17 protein-coding genes are annotated in these 17408 nt (G+C 75.6%); 9 read left to right on the top strand and 8 right to left on the bottom strand.

Features of this window, described 5'->3' with window-relative positions:
- Window positions 1-25: 25 nt before the first annotated feature.
- Window positions 26-616 carry a TetR/AcrR family transcriptional regulator gene (locus tag CCE02nite_RS03865; protein ID WP_141388333.1) on the bottom strand — a complete coding sequence of 197 codons (591 nt, stop codon included), beginning with the start codon at window positions 614-616 and terminating at the stop codon, window positions 26-28.
- Between the two features lie 62 nt (window positions 617-678).
- Between CCE02nite_RS03865 and CCE02nite_RS03860 the strand changes: the two genes are divergently transcribed.
- Window positions 679-1533 carry an SDR family oxidoreductase gene (locus CCE02nite_RS03860; protein ID WP_141388331.1) on the top strand — a complete coding sequence of 285 codons (855 nt, stop codon included), beginning with the start codon at window positions 679-681 and terminating at the stop codon, window positions 1531-1533.
- A gap of 23 nt (window positions 1534-1556) precedes the next feature.
- Here CCE02nite_RS03860 and CCE02nite_RS03855 read toward each other — a convergent pair whose 3' ends face one another.
- The gene (locus CCE02nite_RS03855) at window positions 1557-2153 is read right to left on the bottom strand and encodes a GNAT family N-acetyltransferase (RefSeq protein ID WP_141388329.1); all 597 of its coding nucleotides are present in this window, start codon (window positions 2151-2153) and stop codon (window positions 1557-1559) included.
- Window positions 2154-2296: 143 nt separating this feature from the next.
- On the opposite strand from CCE02nite_RS03855, the gene CCE02nite_RS03850 reads away from it, so the two are divergent.
- Together CCE02nite_RS03850 and CCE02nite_RS03845 are read left to right on the top strand one after the other, a co-directional pair.
- The gene (locus tag CCE02nite_RS03850; protein ID WP_141388327.1) at window positions 2297-3055 is read left to right on the top strand and encodes an SDR family oxidoreductase; all 759 of its coding nucleotides are present in this window, start codon (window positions 2297-2299) and stop codon (window positions 3053-3055) included.
- Between the two features lie 92 nt (window positions 3056-3147).
- Window positions 3148-5463 carry an ATP-binding protein gene (locus CCE02nite_RS03845; RefSeq protein WP_141388325.1) on the top strand — a complete coding sequence of 772 codons (2316 nt, stop codon included), beginning with the start codon at window positions 3148-3150 and terminating at the stop codon, window positions 5461-5463.
- Here the strand turns inward: CCE02nite_RS03845 and CCE02nite_RS03840 are convergent.
- Complete coding sequence (locus tag CCE02nite_RS03840; protein ID WP_141388323.1) at window positions 5435-6154, bottom strand: alpha/beta fold hydrolase; 720 nt, start codon at window positions 6152-6154, stop codon at window positions 5435-5437. The two genes, CCE02nite_RS03845 and CCE02nite_RS03840, sit on opposite strands and share 29 nt — an antisense overlap.
- A 75-nt stretch (window positions 6155-6229) precedes the next feature.
- Window positions 6230-7180, bottom strand: coding sequence for an alpha/beta hydrolase (locus CCE02nite_RS03835; protein ID WP_141388321.1), 951 nt, complete (start codon window positions 7178-7180; stop codon window positions 6230-6232).
- Window positions 7181-7577: 397 nt separating this feature from the next.
- Here CCE02nite_RS03835 and CCE02nite_RS03830 point away from each other — a divergent pair, with 397 nt between their 5' ends.
- The 3 genes from CCE02nite_RS03830 to CCE02nite_RS03820 are packed head-to-tail and all read left to right on the top strand — an operon-like array spanning window position 7578 to window position 9457.
- Complete coding sequence (locus tag CCE02nite_RS03830) at window positions 7578-8456, top strand: RNA polymerase sigma-70 factor (protein ID WP_255318617.1); 879 nt, start codon at window positions 7578-7580, stop codon at window positions 8454-8456.
- 7 nt (window positions 8457-8463) lie between these two features.
- Window positions 8464-8868, top strand: a complete 405-nt coding sequence (locus tag CCE02nite_RS03825) for a sigma-70 family RNA polymerase sigma factor family protein (protein ID WP_141388317.1) — start codon at window positions 8464-8466, stop codon at window positions 8866-8868.
- A gap of 49 nt (window positions 8869-8917) precedes the next feature.
- Window positions 8918-9457: a hypothetical protein gene (locus CCE02nite_RS03820; protein WP_141388315.1), complete on the top strand. Its 540-nt coding sequence runs from the start codon at window positions 8918-8920 to the stop codon at window positions 9455-9457.
- 7 nt (window positions 9458-9464) lie between these two features.
- Here the strand turns inward: CCE02nite_RS03820 and CCE02nite_RS03815 are convergent, their stop codons facing one another.
- The 3 genes from CCE02nite_RS03815 to CCE02nite_RS03805 all read right to left on the bottom strand — a co-directional run bounded on the left by CCE02nite_RS03815 (window position 9465) and on the right by CCE02nite_RS03805 (window position 13134).
- A complete protein-coding gene (locus CCE02nite_RS03815) occupies window positions 9465-10271 on the bottom strand; it encodes a hypothetical protein (protein ID WP_141388313.1) in 807 nt (268 codons plus the stop codon).
- A 114-nt stretch (window positions 10272-10385) separates the two neighbouring features.
- The gene (locus CCE02nite_RS03810; RefSeq protein ID WP_174774880.1) at window positions 10386-11999 is read right to left on the bottom strand and encodes an ABC-F family ATP-binding cassette domain-containing protein; all 1614 of its coding nucleotides are present in this window, start codon (window positions 11997-11999) and stop codon (window positions 10386-10388) included.
- A 241-nt stretch (window positions 12000-12240) separates the two neighbouring features.
- The gene (locus tag CCE02nite_RS03805; RefSeq protein WP_141388311.1) at window positions 12241-13134 is read right to left on the bottom strand and encodes a LysR family transcriptional regulator; all 894 of its coding nucleotides are present in this window, start codon (window positions 13132-13134) and stop codon (window positions 12241-12243) included.
- Between the two features lie 93 nt (window positions 13135-13227).
- Here CCE02nite_RS03805 and CCE02nite_RS03800 point away from each other — a divergent pair, with 93 nt between their 5' ends.
- The 3 genes from CCE02nite_RS03800 to CCE02nite_RS03790 all read left to right on the top strand — a co-directional run bounded on the left by CCE02nite_RS03800 (window position 13228) and on the right by CCE02nite_RS03790 (window position 17001).
- On the top strand, window positions 13228-14481 hold the full coding sequence (locus CCE02nite_RS03800) for an MFS transporter (RefSeq protein ID WP_141388309.1): 1254 nt from the start codon (window positions 13228-13230) through the stop codon (window positions 14479-14481).
- Between the two features lie 194 nt (window positions 14482-14675).
- Window positions 14676-16331: a pectate lyase family protein gene (locus tag CCE02nite_RS03795; protein ID WP_141388307.1), complete on the top strand. Its 1656-nt coding sequence runs from the start codon at window positions 14676-14678 to the stop codon at window positions 16329-16331.
- A 187-nt stretch (window positions 16332-16518) separates the two neighbouring features.
- Window positions 16519-17001: a hypothetical protein gene (locus CCE02nite_RS03790; protein ID WP_141388305.1), complete on the top strand. Its 483-nt coding sequence runs from the start codon at window positions 16519-16521 to the stop codon at window positions 16999-17001.
- Between the two features lie 13 nt (window positions 17002-17014).
- Here the strand turns inward: CCE02nite_RS03790 and CCE02nite_RS03785 are convergent, their stop codons facing one another.
- Window positions 17015-17380 (bottom strand): nuclear transport factor 2 family protein, encoded by a 366-nt coding sequence (locus CCE02nite_RS03785; protein WP_141388303.1) that lies wholly within the window; start codon window positions 17378-17380, stop codon window positions 17015-17017.
- Between the last annotated feature and the right edge of the window lie 28 nt (window positions 17381-17408).

Raw genomic sequence — 17408 nt, 5'->3', positions numbered from 1 at the left:
GGGGCGCACCGACACCCAGGTCGGCTCAGTCCCGGAAGCCGACGAGCGCGGCGTCCAGCGCCGCGAGCATCCCGTCGCGCAGGGCCGCGGGGTCGTCGGTCTCCTGGGCGAGGACCTGCCCCGCGGCCCCGACCGCGCCCACCGCGGCGCCGACTATCGGTGCGACGTCGCGCAGCGGGCTCCGCGTCCCGCGCGCGACGCGGTCGGCGAGCCCGGCGACGAGCGTCGCGAGCCGGAGAGAGAGCGAGGCCGGCACGCGACCGCTCCCGCCCAGGGCCGCGCGAGCACGCGCCTGGGCGACCAGGGCGTCGTCCGACGTCGCGGCGTCGACGAGCGCCCGCACCGCGGCGTCGACCCGGGCGCCGGCCGACGGCGCGCGCGACTCCTCCGCGACGCGCCACGCGAGCTCGGTGAACCCGTGCACGTGGTCGAAGAGGAGGTCCTCCTTGGTGGGGAAGTGCAGGTAGAACGTCCGCTCCGAGACGTTCGCGGCGCGTGCGACCTCGGCCACCGTCGTGCCGGCGAACGTCTGCGCCTCGAAGAGGCGTGCGGCGCTCGCCAGGATCGCCTCGTGGGTGCGCCGTCGCCGGGCGTCGTGTCCGTTCTCGCTCGTCACGCGACGAGCCTAGCTGCGTCCAGGCAATTATGCAGATCTGTAGTTTGTGGCAGAGTGGGCGCATGAAGTCCCCGAGCCGACCCCGTCGCTACGTCGTCACCGGAGCGGACTCCGGCCTCGGTCGGGAGGTTGCCCGGCTGCTCGCGCGGACGGCCGACGTCGTCGCGTGCGGGGTGGGCGAGGGCGTCGACGTCCGCGCCGACCTCACGACCCCGGAGGGCCGCGCCGCGCTGGTCGAGCAGGTCCGTGGGCGGACGGACGACCGGCTCGACGCCGTCGTCGCGGTTGCGGGGTCCGGCGCCCCGCGACCGGAGACCGTGGCCCTGAACTACTTCGGCACCGTCGAGGTGCTCGACGGGCTGCGACCCGCGCTCGCGGGCTCCTCCGCGCCGGCGGCCGTCGTCGTCTCGTCGTCCTCGACGCTCCACCGGGGCAGCGGCGCCCTGGTCCGCGCGTGCGCGCGCGGCGACGAGGGGCGGGCGCTCGCGACCGCCCGGCACCTGGTCCGCACCCGGCGCGGGAGCCAGCTCTACCGCTCGAGCAAGATCGCACTGAACCACTGGGTGCGGACGACGGCCGTGCGCGAGGAGTGGGCCGGTGCGGGGATCGTCCTCAACGCCGTCGCGCCCGGCATCGTCGCGACCGAGGCCGTCCTGGCCACGTGGGAGCGGGACCGGGCGCTCCTGGAGACCGCGCTCCCGCAGCCGCTCGGCGCCCCCGGCCCGCTCGCGCCCGTCGCGCACCTGCTCGCCCACCTGGCCTCCGCGGAGAACCGCTCGACCACCGGACAGGTCGTGTACTGCGACGGCGGCACGGACGCGCTGGTCCGCGGTACCCGGCCGCAGCGGACCTACCTGCGCTACCCCGTGCGGGACGTCGTGGCGATGTGGCGCGCCGCGCGGTCGAGCGCGACGTAGCGCGTTCCTGAGGCGGCGTGGGGTCAGGCTCCGGCGCGTCGCTCCTCGGCGAGCAGCGCGTACGTCACGCCGTCGACCCAGCCGAGGTCGCGGTGCAGCGAGTCGCGCACGCCGACGCCCTCGCGCCGCATGCCGACGCGCTCCATGAGCCGCCACGACGGCTCGTTCGCCAGGAACGCGTTCGCGACGACCCGTCGCAGTCCGAGGTCGTCGAAGCACACCGTCAGCAGTGCCCGGACGGCCTCCGTCGCGTATCCCCGCCCCTGGTGCGACGGCGAGAACGCCCAGCCGATCTCCGCCTCGTCCGGGCGGGGGCGGTCGACGACGTCGCGCTGGCCCCAGCCGTCGCGCACCGCGAGGTAGAGGTCTCCGACGACCTCGCCGTCGTGCTCGACCACGAGCGTCGTCGCGAGCCGGTCGGGCTCGCCGTGGTGCTCGCGCCACTCCTCGACGCTCGAGAACCGCTGGGAGAGCCAGTGGTCCACCGCGGGCAGGCTGCGGTAGGAGAAGAGCGCGTCGGCGTCCTCGGGGCGGGCGCGACGCAGCGTGAGGCGCGGGGTCGCGACGGGCCACGCGACGCGGTCGAGGGCGTCCGGTCGGACGTCGGTGGTGTCGGCCATGGGCACCACCCTGGCACGCGTCCCGGACGGGATCGAGCGGATTGCCGATGGGCACGGTCCCGGGAGGTGTCACACGCCGGGCGGTCGCCCGGTCGACAGGGTGACAGGGCGGCACGCGCCGCACGCAGCGACAGGAGGACACCATGAAGATCGTCGTGATCGGCGGAACGGGTCTCATCGGCTCGAAGCTCGTCACCGTGCTCCGGGACCGCGGCCACGAGGCCGTCCCCGCCTCGCCCAACTCGGGCGTCAACACCCTGACCGGGGAGGGCGTCGCGGAGGTGCTGGAGGGCGCGGACGTCGTGGTCGACGTCTCGAACTCGCCCTCGTTCGAGGACCAGGCGGTCCTCGACTTCTTCCGCACCTCGACGGGCACCCTCCTGGCGGCCGAGCAGAAGGCGGGCGTCCGCCACCACGTCGCGCTCTCCGTCGTCGGCACCCAGGGCCTGACCGAGAGCGGGTACTTCCGCGCGAAGATCGCGCAGGAGGAGCTCATCACGGGCTCGCCGGTACCGTACTCGATCGTCCACGCGACGCAGTTCTTCGAGTTCCTCGCGTCGATCACGGACGGCGCCACGCAGGACGGGGTCGTGCACCTCGCCCCGGTCCTGTTCCAGCCGATCGCCGCCTCCGACGTGGCGGTCGCCGTCGCGGACGTGGTCACCGGGGCGCCGGTGCGCGGGATCGTCGAGGTCGCGGGGCCCGAGGTCTTCCGCCTCGACGAGCTCGTGCGGACCACGCTCGCGTCGCTCGACGACCCGCGCGAGGTCGTCGCCGACCCGGAGGCGCGGTACTTCGGCGCACCGCTGTCCGAGGACTCGCTCGTCCCGGGCGAGGGTGCCGTGATCGCGAGCACCCGCCTCGCGGACTGGCGCCAGCAGCAGGCGGTCGCCGCGCGCTAGCACGACCGGACGCGCGCCCGGCGGTCGAACGCCGCGGGGCGCGCATCCCCGCTCCACCCGAGGACTCACCCCGAGACGACGGCGAGGCGCGCATGGACACGGAAGCGCTCGGCCCGACGGTGCGCCGGTTCCGGCTCGCCGCCGACCTCACGCTCGAACGGCTCTCGGAGCTGTCGGGCGTGAGCGACCGCACCCTCAGCGACATCGAGCGGGGCGCCGCCCTCGGCCCCCAGCACCGGACGATGCTCGCGGTCGTCGACGCGCTCGGCCTCGACGAGGAGGACCGGGCGCTCGTCCTGCGCGCGGCGCGCGAGGGACGTCGCCGGTCCCGCCCCGGGCCCGGGTGGCGGCTGCCGCTGCCGCGCGGCGCCGCCGACTTCACCGGGCGCGAGCACGAGCTCGACCGGGTGACGCGCGCGCTGCGGGCGGCCCCGGGGTCGCCCGCGCCCGTCGTGGTGGTCACGGGACCACCGGGATACGGCAAGACGAGCCTCGCGGTCCGCGCCGCGCAGCGACTCCAGGGCGAGTTCGACGACCAGCTCTTCCTCGAGCTCGCGGGCACGTCTCCCGACGCGGTCAGCCCCGGAAGCGTCGTCGCGCGGCTCGTCCAGGCGCTCGTCGGGACGGGCACGCGGGGCAGCTCCGACCCGGCCCGGCTGCGCGCGCTCCTCGACGGCCGGCGTGTCCTCGTCGTGCTCGACGACGCGCACGACGAGGCGCAGGTGCGCGCCGCGCTGCCGTCGGCGGCGCCGGCGGCGGTGCTCGTCACGAGCCGCCGGCACCTCGAAGGGCTCGAGGACGTCGTGCGCGTCGACCTCGAGCGGCTGCGCCCCGACGACTCGCGCGCCCTCCTCGCGCGCCTCGTGCCGCAGCAGCAGGCGTCCGCGGACGACCTCGCGCGCCTCGCCGCCCTGTGCGACGACGTCCCGCTCGCCCTGCGCATCGCGGCGAACCGGCTCGCGAGCCGCGCGACGTGGACGGTCGACGCGCTCGCCGCGCGCCTCGCGGTCGCCGACCGGCGCCTCGACGCGCTGTCCGCCGGCGACCTCTCGGTGCGGGCCGCGATCGACCTCTCGTTCGACCAGCTCGGGCCGGCGGCGCAGCGGCTGTTCCGGCGCCTCGCGCTCGCCGACGGGCGCGACGTCGGCACCGGCCTCGCCGCGACGCTCGCGCAGCAGCCGGTCTGGACGACCGAGGAGCTGCTCGACGAGCTCGTGTCCCTGAGCCTCGTGCGCCCGGCCGAGCACGACCGGTACGCGCTCCACGACCTGCTGCGCCTCTACGCGCACCGGGCGCTCGAGGACGCCGAGCCGGCCGAGGCGCGCGCCGCCGTGCGGCGGCGCGCGGACGCCTGGCTCCTGCGCACCACGGTGCGGGCCGGGCGCTGGTTCGAGCCGGACGTCCTGGGCGAGGGCTCCGCGGACCCCGCGGACGTCGTCGGCCTGGCGTCGAGCGACGACGCCCGGGCCTGGCTCGTCGACGAGGCGACAGCCTGGTTCGCCGCGTTCCAGAGGGCCGCCCGCGGCGGGGACCACGCCGCCGTGGTCGAGGTCGCGGAGGCCTTGCACTGGTTCTCCGACCTGTGGCCCTACTGGGGCCACTGGCACGAGGTCTACGGGGCGTCGGCCGCGGCGGCGGGGGCGCTCGGTGACGACGCGCTGCTCGCGACCCACCAGGGCTATCTCGCCTGGGCGGTGGTGCACTGCCAGGGCGACGTGGTCGCGGGCATGGCGGCTGCCCGGAGTGCGCGGGAGGCGGCCGAGCGCGACGGCGACCCGGGTCTGCGCGCCTGGGCGGCCTACTACGTGGGATGGTGCGCGAGCGCGGCCGGCGACCGTGAGCTGTGCGTGGCGGCGTCGGAGGAGGCCGCCGACCTCTTCCGGCGCGCCGGCGACCGCGAGGGTCTGCCGCAGGCGCTCTTCCAGCGCTCCCAGGGGCTCGCCGGGCTGGGTCGGGAGGAGGAGGCGATCGCCAACCTGCGCGACGTCGTCGCGCTCGTGCGCGACCCCCGCACCGCCCCGCGCGGGCAGGTCGCCGAGTTCACCGCGCTGCACGCGCTCGGCGCGATCGCGCGCATCAGCCTCGACCGGCAGGACTGGGCGACCACGCGCCGCGTCGCCGCCGAGGCGATCACGGGCTTCCTGGCGCAGGGTGCCCGGCCGTCGGCGGCGCACATGCACGTGTACCGCGCCCGCGCCCGACGCGCCGAGGCCGACCACGCGGGCGCGCGTGCCGACCTGGCGCGGGCCGTCGAGCTCTTCGAGGGATCGGGCGACGCCGAGGGCCTCGCCGCGGCGCGCGCGGCAGGAGCCCTCGTCCGGACCGGGGACGACGGCGGCCCCCGTCGCCGGGACGACGGGGGCCGCGCCGGTCGGCGCGTCAGGAGACGGCGGCGACCGCGTCCATGATCGTGGCCGCGACCTCCGCGGGGCGCGACACCGACAGGGCGTGCGACCCGCCGGCGACCGCGGTGGTCCCGCGCGACCCGGCGCGCTCGGCCATGAAGCGCTGGAGCTCGGCCGGGATGTTCCGGTCCTCCTCGCCGTAGACGAACCACGACGGGACGTGCCGCCAGGCCGCGTCCGCACCGGGCAGGCCCTCGCTCAGCGCGAGCTCGGTGACGGGACGCTGCTCGGCGCCCATGACGACCGCGCGCTCGACCGGGACGTCGGCCGCGAACTGCGACGGGAACGCGTCACCGCGGATCCGCAGCTCGTTGCCCCCGCTCGTGAGCGGGTAGCCGATCAGGGTCTCGCCCAGCGTGCTGCCCGGAAACTTGCCCGAGAGCTGGAGGGCGGACTCCCCGGCGTCGGGCGCGAACGCCCCGACGTAGACGAGGGCCTTGACGGCCTCGTTGTCCGCGGCGGCGCCGGTCACGACGATGCCGCCGTAGGAGTGCCCGACGAGGACGACCGGACGGTCGACCGCCGTGACCACGTCGCGGACGTACGCGGCGTCGCCCGTGACGGAGCGCAGCGGGTTGGCCAGGGCGACGACGTCGACCGACTGCGCGAGGAGGCGCTCGACGACGCCGTCCCAGCTGTCGGAGCCGGCGAACGCGCCGTGGACCAGGAGGACGAGGGGCTGGGTGGTGGACATGGTTCTTCCTTCTCTCGGTGCGGGAGGGGCCGCCCGGCGACCGGACGTCGCGGGCGAGGACCGGGTCATGACCGGTCAGAGGGTGCCGAGCGCGGTGCGCAGCACGTGGACCGCCTGCTCGACCGCGGCCGTGGTGGCACGCGTCGGGCGCAACGGGTTGAGCATCATGAAGTCGTGGATCGTGCCGTTGTAGCGCAGGCTCGTCGTCGGGACGCCGGCCTGGAGCAGCCGGCGCGCGTACGCCTCGCCCTCGTCGCGCAGCACGTCGTTCTCGTCGACGATCACGAACGCGGGCGGGAGCCCGGCCAGGTCGTCGAGCGAGGCGCGCAGCGGTGACGCCGTGATCTCGGACCGCCGGTCGACGTCGGGCAGGTAGCTGTCCCAGAACCACGCCATGGCCCGGGCCGTGAGGTGCGGGCCGTCCTTGAACTCGCGGTAGCTGGCCGTGTCCTGCGCCGCGTCGGTCACGGGGTAGTACAGCGACTGGTGGACGAACGTCACGTCACCTCGCTGCTTGGCGAGCAGCGTGAGCGCGGCGGTCAGGTTCCCGCCCACCGAGTCGCCCGCGACGGCGAGGCGGGACGCGTCGAGACCGAGGGCGGCGCCCTCGGTCGTGATCCAGCGCGCCGCCGCGTACCCCTGCTCGAGAGCGACGGGGTAGCGGGCCTCGGGGGAGCGGTCGTACTCGACGAACGCCACGGCGGCCCGGGCGCCCACCGCGAGCTCGCGCACCAGGCGGTCGTGCGTGCCGGCGTCGCCGAGCACCCAACCGCCGCCGTGCATGTACAGCACGACGGGCAGCGTGCCGGTCGTGCCACGGGGCTTGACGACGCGGACCCGGACCGAGCCATCGCCCGCGGGGACCGTGACCCAGACCTCCTCCACCTGTGCCATCTCGATGAGCTGCGCCTGCAGGTCGTCGAGGACCTTGCGGGCGCGCTCGGGGCCGAGCTCGTCGACGAACGGGGGTGTCGCGACGGCGTCGGCGAACGCCTGCGCCTCCGGTTCCAGGACGGGTTCGCTCATGGTCATCTCTCCTTCGGTGCGATCGGTCGTCCCCTGCCCCTCCAGCCTCCGGACTGCCGGGGCCGAGCACCACGAAGAACGCACGCAGGACTCGTGCGCGGCGGGCCGCGTGTCACACGCCGGACGCCCGCTCGGTCGGAGGGGGCAGCAGGGACGACGCGCGTCGGACGGGTCCGGTCGAGTCGTGAGGTAAGAGCGGGAGCACCGGGTTTCAGGCGGCCCTTCGCGGGTACGCGCCAAGCAGATCGCGGCTGGTCCCACCCGCCGCCGGACCCACGCACGGTCCGTTCGTCGTGCCCTTGTCACAGATCCGGACCCTGTCCGGTCGGGTGCACGAGAGCGCCCTGCCGACCGGCAGGGCTTCACGGCGAGGCGAGGGCGGGCGAGGATGTCGGACGTGGACGGACGAGGGACGGACCTGGAGTCGGCGGAGCGGCAGTTCAGCGCGGCGCGGCGCCGGCTGTTCGGGATCGCGTACCGGATCCTCGGCAGCGCGGCCGAGGCCGACGACGTGCTCCAGGACGCCTGGGTGCGCTGGCAGACGTACGACCGGTCCACCGTGCGCAACCCGGACGCGTTCCTCACCACGACGGTGACCCGCCTCGCGATCAACGTCGCCCAGTCCGCGCGCGTGCGCCGCGAGACGTACATCGGCCCGTGGCTGCCCGAACCCGTCGACACGAGCGCCGACCCGACGCTCGGCGCCGAGCGCGGCGAGGCGCTCGAGGTCGCGCTGCTCATGCTCCTGGAGAAGCTCACCCCGACCGAGCGCGCGGCGTACGTGCTGCGCGAGGCGTTCGACTACCCGTACGAGCAGATCGCGGAGATCATCGGGCACTCGCAGGCCAGCGTGCGCCAGCTCGTGAGCCGGGCGCGCCGCCACCTCGGCGAGGAGCGCCGCACGCGCGTCACCCCGGAGGCCCAGCGCCGTCTGCTCACCGCCTTCGTCGCCGCGGCCAAGGCGGGCGACGTCGCGCTCCTGGAGCAGCTCTTCGCCGAGGACGTCATCTCCTACTCCGACGGCGGGGGAGTGGTCCGCGCGTCGAAGTTCCCGGTCGTCGGGCGTCCGCGCGTCGCGAAGTACCACCACGCGTTCGCCGAGCGCTTCTGGGCGGGCGTCGAGGTCGAGCCCGCCGACGTCAACGGGTACCCGGCCGTCAAGCTCTCGCGCGACGGGGAGCTCTTCGCCGTGCTCACGGTCCGCGCCACGACCGACGGCATCGACCGCGTGCTGTGGATGATGAATCCGCAGAAGCTCGCGGCCGTCCCCGCGTAGGCGCGGCATGCCCCAGCGAGACAGCGCGGCGGCACGGCTCGAGGCAGACCGCGCCGCGCACGACCGCGTCGTGGAGGCGCTCCTGCGTGCGACCGCTGACGGCGACCGGGACGCGGTGCGCGGACTGCTGGACCCGACGGCGACGCTGTGGGTCGACGCGGCGGGCAGCGCCGCCGCGACGCCGGGAGTGGTCGAGGGCGTCGACGAGACGGCGCGGGCGCTGTGCCGCGTCCTGCGCCCCGGTCCGGACGTCGAGGTGGCGGCGCGCTCGGTGAACGGCGTCGCCGGCCTCGTGGTGCGCCAGGTCGGCGTCGTGACGGGCGTCGTGAGCGTCGCGGTGCGGTCCGGCCGGGTCGCCGAGGCGTGGGTCGTCCTCAGCCCGTCCAAGCTCGAACGCTGGAACCGGGACTGACGTCCGGACGGCGCGACGACGGGTCCGGCACGGGTCTAGGGTCGCCACCATGACGCTCTACCTCGACGACCGCGACGAGGGCCTGTCTCCCACGACGAGCCACCCCGTGTTCGTGTCCCTCGCCCCCGAGCCGTTCTACGACGAGGGCGAGGACTTCTCGCCGTTCGGCAACGACTCCGGGCACGACGCCCTGCGGGACCTCGAGGAGTGGTACGCGGCCGACGGCCGCGACGACGCGCTGCCCGCGTTCGTCGACGGGCTCCTCGCGGCGTGGGACCTCGGGGTGCCGGAGGACGTCTGGTCGGCCGGGCGCCAGGCCGCGTCCGACGGGCTCCGCTCCGGCGAGCTCGACGAGGCGGCGCTCGGGGCCGAGGCGCGGGCGCAGGTCGCGATCGTGCTCGGTCAGCTCAAGATCCGGGGCGGCCTCACGCCGCAGGCCCGCGCGGTGGGTGCGCGGGCGCTCGACGTGCTGCGTGCGCTCAACGACCACGCGCGGGCTGTGAGCCCGGGCTGGCCGCACGCCGACGCGGACGCCGCCGCCACCGCGGCGATGGGCGCCGTCGTGCGGGACGCGCCCGACCTGATCTGAGCCCGCGCTACGCCGCCGGACGCGGCGGGTCGCCGTCGGCGCGGCCGCCCACGAGGGTGCGCACCCGCTCCCGCCGGGCCTGGTAGCGGGCACCGAACCGCGCCTGCGCGCGGGCGAGGCGGTGCGGCCGGCGCGCGTACCGCCGTCGGGCCCAGAACGACGACGGCTTGGCGAGGCGGACCGCCCCGACGAACGCCACGACCGGGACGACGACCCCCAGGAGGCCCGTCACGAGCTTGCCCTTGAGCACGCAGACGAACGCGAGGGCCAGGTGGACGACCACCGTCACCGTGTACGCGACCCACCCGCCCTGCGCGCCGTCGGACGTGACGCCGATCGGCGAGGCGGACAGGAGCAGCGCGCCCCCGAGCGCGCCGCCCACGAGGATCGCGTCGATCGAGCGCTGGCCCTCCTCGGTCCAGTAGACGTCGTCCACGTACAGCCACAGCGCGAACTCGTCCAGCGCGAGCGCGGCCCCCGCCCCGAACAGCAGCGCCAGCACCTCCGACCAGGGGTGGCCGGGGGAGTACCGGAACTCGAGCATGCCGGTGAGCAGCACGAGCAGGATGCCCCACACCTGGTGGTGCACGTGGATGCCCCCGACGGACACGTCCCCCAGGAGCGCACGCCGCGGCCGCGTGGCCGTGGCGGGAGCCGGAGCAGTGCCGGGCGCGGGAGGCGCCTCCGACTCCCGGCGCGACCGGATCCTACGCGTGATCGACCGCACGACGACGAACGTCACGACGAACCCGACGAGCGCGAACAGGGCCGGCGCGCGCCCGGTGTCGACGACGTGCTCGGTGTACCAGCCCACGGGTGCACCTCCCGTCGCGCGACCCGGCATCGCGGCGTCGGCCCGTGCCGCGCCCTCGGTCCATCGTCGGCGTCCCGGGGCGCGCCGTCGAGCGGGGGCGCACGGACGGCGGCCTCAGCGCGCCGGTACACGCACCTCGTGGAGGGCGCCGTCCGCGTCGAGCTCGAGCACGACGTCCACACCGAGGCGGGCGAGGAAGCCGTCGTCGTGGCTGACGACGAGCAGCGCGCCCGCGTACCCGGACAGGGCCTCGACGAGCCGGTCGACGCTGCGCACGTCGAGGTTGTTCGTCGGCTCGTCGAGCACCAGGAGCTGGACGGGCGGGTCCGCCAGCAGGAGGCGCGCGAGCGAGACGCGGAACCGTTCGCCGCCGGACAGCGTCGCAACCGGTCGGTCCACGCTCGACCCGCGCAGCAGCAGCCGCGCGAGCTGGTTGCGGATGGTGCCCGGGGCCGCGCCCGGTGCGCCGTCGCGCACGTTGTCGAGGGCGCTCCGGGCGTCGTCGAGCCCGTCGAGCCGCTGAGGCAGGTAGCCGACGCGGTCGGTGAGGAGCGCGCCGCCGGCCCGACCGGGCTCCGGTGCGCGACCGGCGAGCAGGTTCTCCAGGAGCGTCGTCTTGCCGGTCCCGTTCGCGCCGACGAGCGCCACGCGCTCGGGCCCCTGGACCACGACCGTCCGGTTCGTCCCGTGCAGCTCGGCGAGGCGACGGCCGCGGGGCACGTCGGGGTCGGGGAGCACGAGGTGCACGTGCTCGTCGTCGCGGACGCGGGCCGCCGCGGCGTCGAGCGCGTCCTGCGCGGCCTGGACCTTGGCATCCAGGCCCTGGCGCATCGAGCCGGCCGACACCTGCGCCGCGGACGCGCGCAGGCCCATGGAGATGCGCGACCCCGTGCGGTTCGCCTGTGCGGTGCGCGCCGTCCGCTCGCGGCGCGCCAGCTTGGTCTCGGCCTCGACGCGCTGGCGCTTCTCGGCCCGCAGCGTCTGCTCGGCCGTCCGCGCGGCCTGCGCCGCGGCGGCCTGGTCCGCCTCGAGCTGGGTGCGCCAGGCGCTGTACGGACCGCCGAACGTGGTCAGGCGGCCGGAGTGCAGCTCCGCGGTCTCGTCCATGTGCTCGAGCAGGTCGAGGTCGTGGCTCACGACGACGAGCGTCCCGGGCCAGTCGTCCACGAGCGCCGCGAGCCGGGCGCGCGTGCCCCGGTCGAGGTTGTTCGTCGGCTCGTCGAGCAGCGTGATCGGGCTGCGCCGCACGCGCAGCCCGCTGATCGCGACGAGCATCGCCTCGCCGCCGGACAGCTCGCCGACCCGCCGGTCGAGCCCGACGCCGTCGAGACCGATCTCGGCGAGCGCCTGCGCGGCGCGCCCCTCGACGTCCCAGTCGTCGCCGACGGCGTCGAAGTGGCGCTCGTCCACGTCCCCGGACTCGATGGCACGCAGTGCCGCGAGCGTGCCGTCGATGCCGAGGAGGCGCGCGACGCTCGCGTCCTGGCCGAGGGTCAGGGTCTGGGGCAGGTAGGCGACGTCGCCGCTGGTCGTGACGCGGCCCGACGTCGGGGTGAGCAGGCCGGCGACGAGACGCAGCAGGGTCGACTTGCCGGCGCCGTTGTCGCCGACGAGGCCCGTGCGGCCGGTACCGAACGTGCCGGTGAGGTGCGCGAGCGCGACGGTGCTGTCGGGCCACTCGAAGGTGAGGTCGGTCAGGGTCACCGCGGAGCGGTGCAGGGTGGACATGAAGGTGCTCCTCGTGCCCGCGGTGGTGCGGGCAGGGTCGTGCCGGAAGGACAGGGCGGCGCGGAGCGGTGCGGGGGGTCCAGGCGCGACGAGGCCACGGCGGGTGGCCGGGGGAGAGTCGCTCGCGAGGGCTCCGGGACGGAGCCTGCGGCGAGAGGGTGCGCTGGGACGGGCCGCCGACGGCTCGGCGGCTAGAGTCTGTCGACCTCGATGAGCACGTGCCGATGCTACCAGCGTCGGTTCAGCGCGGGACGGGCTCGCCTCCGAGCGCATCGAGGAGCCCGGCCACCAGGGCCGCGGCCGCGGCGCTCGGGTGCGACCGGGTCACGAGCCCGAGGGACCACGCCTCGGGCGCGTCGAGCGGGACCGCGACCGCGCCGTCGGCGGGCTCGTACATGTCCGCCGGCACGACCGCGACCCCGAACCCCGCGGCCACGAACGCGGGCAGGTCCCCGACGTCCGCGACCTCCGTGTCGGCGCGGGGGGCGACGCCCGCGTGCGCGAACGCGCGCTCGGCGACCACGCGGTTGCCGAACCCGCGCGGGGTCGTCACGACGCGCTCGTCGGCCAGGTCGCCTGGCGCGACCGACGCCGCACCCGCGAGCGGGTGCCCGGCGGGCAGGACGGCGACGAACGTCGCGGACGTGAGGCGCGTGTACCGCAGGCCCGGGTGGTCCTGCGGGTCCAGCCCCGTGAACGCCACGTCGACGACCCCGCGGCGCACGTCCTCCCCGAGGCCCGTCGAGCCGGCGGGGCTCGGCGTCAGGCGCAGCTCGACGCCCGGGTGGCGCTCGCGGAACGCCGCGAGCACGCGCGGCAGGCCGAGGTATCCAAGGTTGGTGAAGACACCGAGGCGGACGGTGCCGCGCACGAGGTGCGGGCCGGGCGCGACGGCGGCGCGCGCCTCGTCGACGGCGTCGAGGACCGCGCGGGCCCGGGGGAGCAGCGCCTCGCCCTGCGAGGTGAGCGCGACGCTGCGCTTGGTGCGCTCGAACAGCCGGGCGCCCAGCTCGACCTCGAGCGCCCGCACCCCCGCGGACACGCTCGACTGCACGGCGAACACGCGGGCGGCGGCGCGCGTGAAGCTCAGCTCCTCGGCGACGGCGACGAAGTACTCGAGCTGGCGCGTCTCCATGGAGCGAGGCTACCCAATGATCGGTGATCGCGATCAGAGGTATCGGGACAAGTCGTTGGACACGATCAGCCGACCAGGCGCACGGTGGTGCGCATGACCTCGACCTCGACGCACACCCCGCGTCTCGCACGAACCTCCCCGCGGGCGACCCGGCGGCGTCCGCTCCTCTCGCACGGCTCCGGCTTCCTCGTCGTGGCGCTCGCGTTCGCCACCGCGATGGCGTTCTCGACCGTCCCGACCCCGCTCTATCCCCTGTACCAGGCGCGCGACGGGCTGCCCACGGTCGCCGTGACCGTCGTCTTCGCCGCCTACGCGGTCGGCGTCGCGGCGAGCCTCTACCTCGTCGGTCACCTCAGCGACCGGTTCGGGCGCCGGCGCGTGCTGCTCCTCGGCCTCGCGGCCGAGCTCGTCGCGGCGCTGCTGTTCCTCGCGCTCGACGGGCTGGGCGGGCTCGTGGTCGCGCGGCTGGTCTCCGGTGCAGGGATCGGTGCCGTGACCGCGACGGCGACGGCGCACCTCGCCGAGCTGCGCGCGGTCGCGCGTCCGGACGGCTCGCGCGACGCGAGCGTGGTCGCCGGTCTGGCGAACATCGGCGGCCTCGCGCTCGGGCCCCTCGTCGGCGGGCTGCTGGCCCAGGCCGCGCCCGCCCCGCTCACGACGCCGTACGTCGCGTTCGCCGTCCTGCTCGCCGCCGCGGTGCTCGCCGCCGTGCTCGTGCCCGAGACGGTGGGGCCGCCGGTCGGCCCGTACGCCTACCGCCCGCAGCGCGTCGCGGTGCCGCGGTCGGGGCGCGGCACGTTCCTCGCCGCGGCGGCGGCGGCGTTCGCCGGCTTCGCCGTGTTCGGGCTCTTCACGTCCCTCACGCCGAGCGTGCTCGCGACGGTCATGCACGAGGGCTCGCGACTCGTCGCGGGACTCGTGTCCGCCGCGGTGTTCGCGTCCGCCGCCCTCGCCCAGATCGCCTCCGGGCGGCTCACCCCGGCGCGGCAGGTGGCGCTCGCGGTCGCGCTGACCCTGAGCGGGCTCGTCGTCCTCGCCGTCTCGGTCGGGCTCGCGTCCCTGCCGGGCTTCGTCGCCAGCGCGATCGTCGCCGGGGCGGGCGTCGGCATCCTCTTCCGCGGCGCGCTCGCGACGGCGGGGTCGCTCGCCGAACCGCAGCGGCGCGGCGAGGTGCTCGCGGGGATCTTCCTCGTCGCCTATGTCGGGCTCGCCGTCCCGGTGCTGCTCCTCGGGCTCGCGCTGACCGTCGAACCGCTGCGCCTCATGGTCGTCGCCTTCGCCGCCGCGACCGCGGGGCTCGTCGCCCTCGCCGCCCCGGGCCTCGCTCGCCGGTCCGCGCGCGGGTGACCTTCGGGCGTGTGACGTCACGGAGACGACCCGTCGGGGTGAGCGGTTCGCATCGCGACATCCTCTCGGCGGCCGCCCGCGGCGAGGGCCCGACGGGGTAGCGCTTTCCGTCCTCGGTGTGCCAGACTCGGCGACGCCGGTGAGAAACCGGTTTCTTGCACCGACGAAGGAGTTGGGTGATGGCAGGACGGTGGGTGAGGGTCCCGTTGGCCGCGGCGACCGCGGTCGTGATGGCGGTGACGGGGACCGCGCTGACGAGCAGCGCAGCGCCGGACGCCGCGGGAGGGGATGGCGGCACTCCGGGCGTCCCCGGCGCGGCGGACCTCGGCCGGCAGGTGCTCGGCGCGAACGACGGCTGGGGCGCCGCGAACGGCGGCACCACGGGCGGGAGCGCGGCGAGCGCCGAGCACGTGTACGTCGTCGACACCTGGGACGAGCTGCGCGCCGCGCTGGGCGGTGCCGGGGCGCGGACCGACACGACGCCGCGCATCGTGTACGTCGACGGACGCATCGACGCGTTCGCCGGGACGAGCTGCGAGGCGATCGCCTCGACCGTCCCGGTCTCGGGCAGCACCGCCCCGTTCTCGATGGACGACTACGTCGCGGCCTACGACCCCGCGACGTACGGATGGGTGGATCCGGCCGGCCCGCTCGAGGACGCGCGCGTGGTCGCCGCCGCGGAGCAGGCGAAGCTCACGCTCCAGCACGTGGGGTCGAACGTGACGATCGTCGGCCTGGGCGCGGACGCGCAGGTCGTGGGCGCGAGCCTGCGGATCCGTGACGCGCGCAACGTCATCGTCCGCAACGTCACGTTCTCCGACGCGCGCGACTGCTTCCCCGCGTGGGACCCGGGCGACGGCGACGCCGGCAACTGGAACTCGGCGTACGACAACGTGTCGGTGTGGACGTCGGAGAACGTGTGGGTGGACCACAGCACGTTCGACGACGGCGAGCACCCGCCGTCGTCGTTGCCGACGGTGTTCGGTCGCCCGTACGAGATCCACGACGGCCTGCTCGACATCACGCACGGGTCGGACCACGTGACCGTCTCGTACAACCACTTCTCCGACCACGACAAGACGGCGATCCTCGGGTCGTCGGACAGCCGCACCCAGGACGCGGGGAAGCACAAGGTGACGTACCACCACAACCGGTGGACCGACGTCGGGCAGCGCGCCCCGCGCGTGCGGTTCGGCGACGTGCACGTCTACAACGAGCTCTACGAGCAGACGCGCGAGGGCATCTTCCAGTACTACTGGGGCGCGGGCGTCGACTCGAGCATCTACGCGGAGAACAACGCGTTCGAGCTCGCCGCGGGCGTCGACCCGGCGCGGATCATCGGCCGGTACAAGGGCGAGCGGCTGTTCGAGACGGGCTCGACGGTGAACGGCGAACCCGTCGACGTCCTCGCGGCCTACAACGCCTCGGTGGGGGAGGCGGACCGGCTCGCCGACGAGGCGCGCTGGACGCCGACGCTGCACGGGAGCATCGACCCGACGTGGGCCGTGCCCTCGATCGTGCGGTCGTCGGCGGGTGCGGGTCGTCTCGGCCCGGTCGACGCCCCGGCCTACGACCCGCGCGCGACGTACGGCGCGGGCGACGTCGTCGTCCACGACGGCGCGGTGTTCCGCGCCCAGTGGTACGCGCGGGGGACGACGCCGGGCTCGGCGTGGGGTCCGTGGGAGGAGCTGTCCGTCGACGAGCGCGGTGTGCCGGTCTGGACCTCGACGCGCGTGTTCCGGTCGGGTGACGCGGTCGTGCACGACGGCGCGGTGTGGGTCGCGCAGTGGTGGTCGCGCGGCCAGGAGCCGGGCGCCGGCCCGTGGGGTCCGTTCCGCGCGGTCGGCTGAGACGCCCGGTCGCCACCACGACCACCTCACGGGGAGGACGTGGGGACGGGTCGGCACGACGCGCTGGGGGCGTCGTGCCGACCGGGCGCCTGGCGCGGTCGGCGTGTCCCTCGACGTCGCGGCGTGCTCGCGGCAGACTCTCGCCGTCAGTCGTCCCCTCAGGAATCGACGTCGGGAGCGTGCGCGGGTGCGAGCGAAGCGGTGGGCAGTCGTGACGGCGGCGGTGCTGGGCGCCGGGGTCCTGGGCGGCTGCGACGGTGACGGTGAGGCCGAGGCCGCGCCGCAGGGCCCTCCGGCCGTCGCGGAGGCCGACGCCGCCGCCGCGGACGGCACCGCGGAGGATGCTGCCGCCTGCACCGCCTACGGCGACGTGCTGACCATCCTCGAGAACGCCGACCTCAGCCTCGCCGACGGCCGCATGGACGCGCAGGAGCACGACGGCTGGTACCGGCTGGCGACCCGCGTGCTCGATCGCCTGCCGTCCGACGGCGACAGCGCCGTGCAGGCGGCGATCGGTGCGCTGCAGGCGGCCGCGCCGGTCACGCCCGGGGCGCCGGGCGAGTCGATCGGTGTGCACTCCCCGGAGTGGGACGCCGGCGAGAGCGACCTCGGCGACGCGTGCGACGACGTGGGCGCACCGCTGACCATCACCGTGTTCACCGGCGGGTGACGCCGGACCGGGTTCAGGCGGGCTCGGTCGCCGGTGCGAGCGTGGCGGCCAGGACCCGCCAGCCGTCGTCCGCGCGCACCCAGAGGCGCGTGTAGGTCAGCCGCGCGGCGACGGTGGCACCACCCTGGACCGCCTCGACGGCCGCGACGAGCCGGGTCACCCCGCTCGCGGCGTCCTCCTGGACGTCCAGCGACTCCTCCTCCAGGCGGGTGATCCGCAGCAGGCCCGAGCGGTGGCTCTCCAGGTCGTCCTCCTTGGAGAAGGCGGACCCGTCCGGCCCGACGCCCACGCAGCGGGGGTGCAGCAACGCGTCCAGCGCGTCGACGTCACCGGCACGCTGGGCGGCCTGGAGCGCGTGCTCCGCAGCGAGAAGGCTCATCGCCCGAGTCTACGGACCGGACCACCGC

The sequence above is a fragment of the Cellulosimicrobium cellulans genome, assembly GCF_006539945.1.
Lineage (GTDB): Bacteria > Actinomycetota > Actinomycetes > Actinomycetales > Cellulomonadaceae > Cellulosimicrobium > Cellulosimicrobium cellulans.
This window is presented reverse-complemented; position numbering and strand designations above follow the sequence as displayed.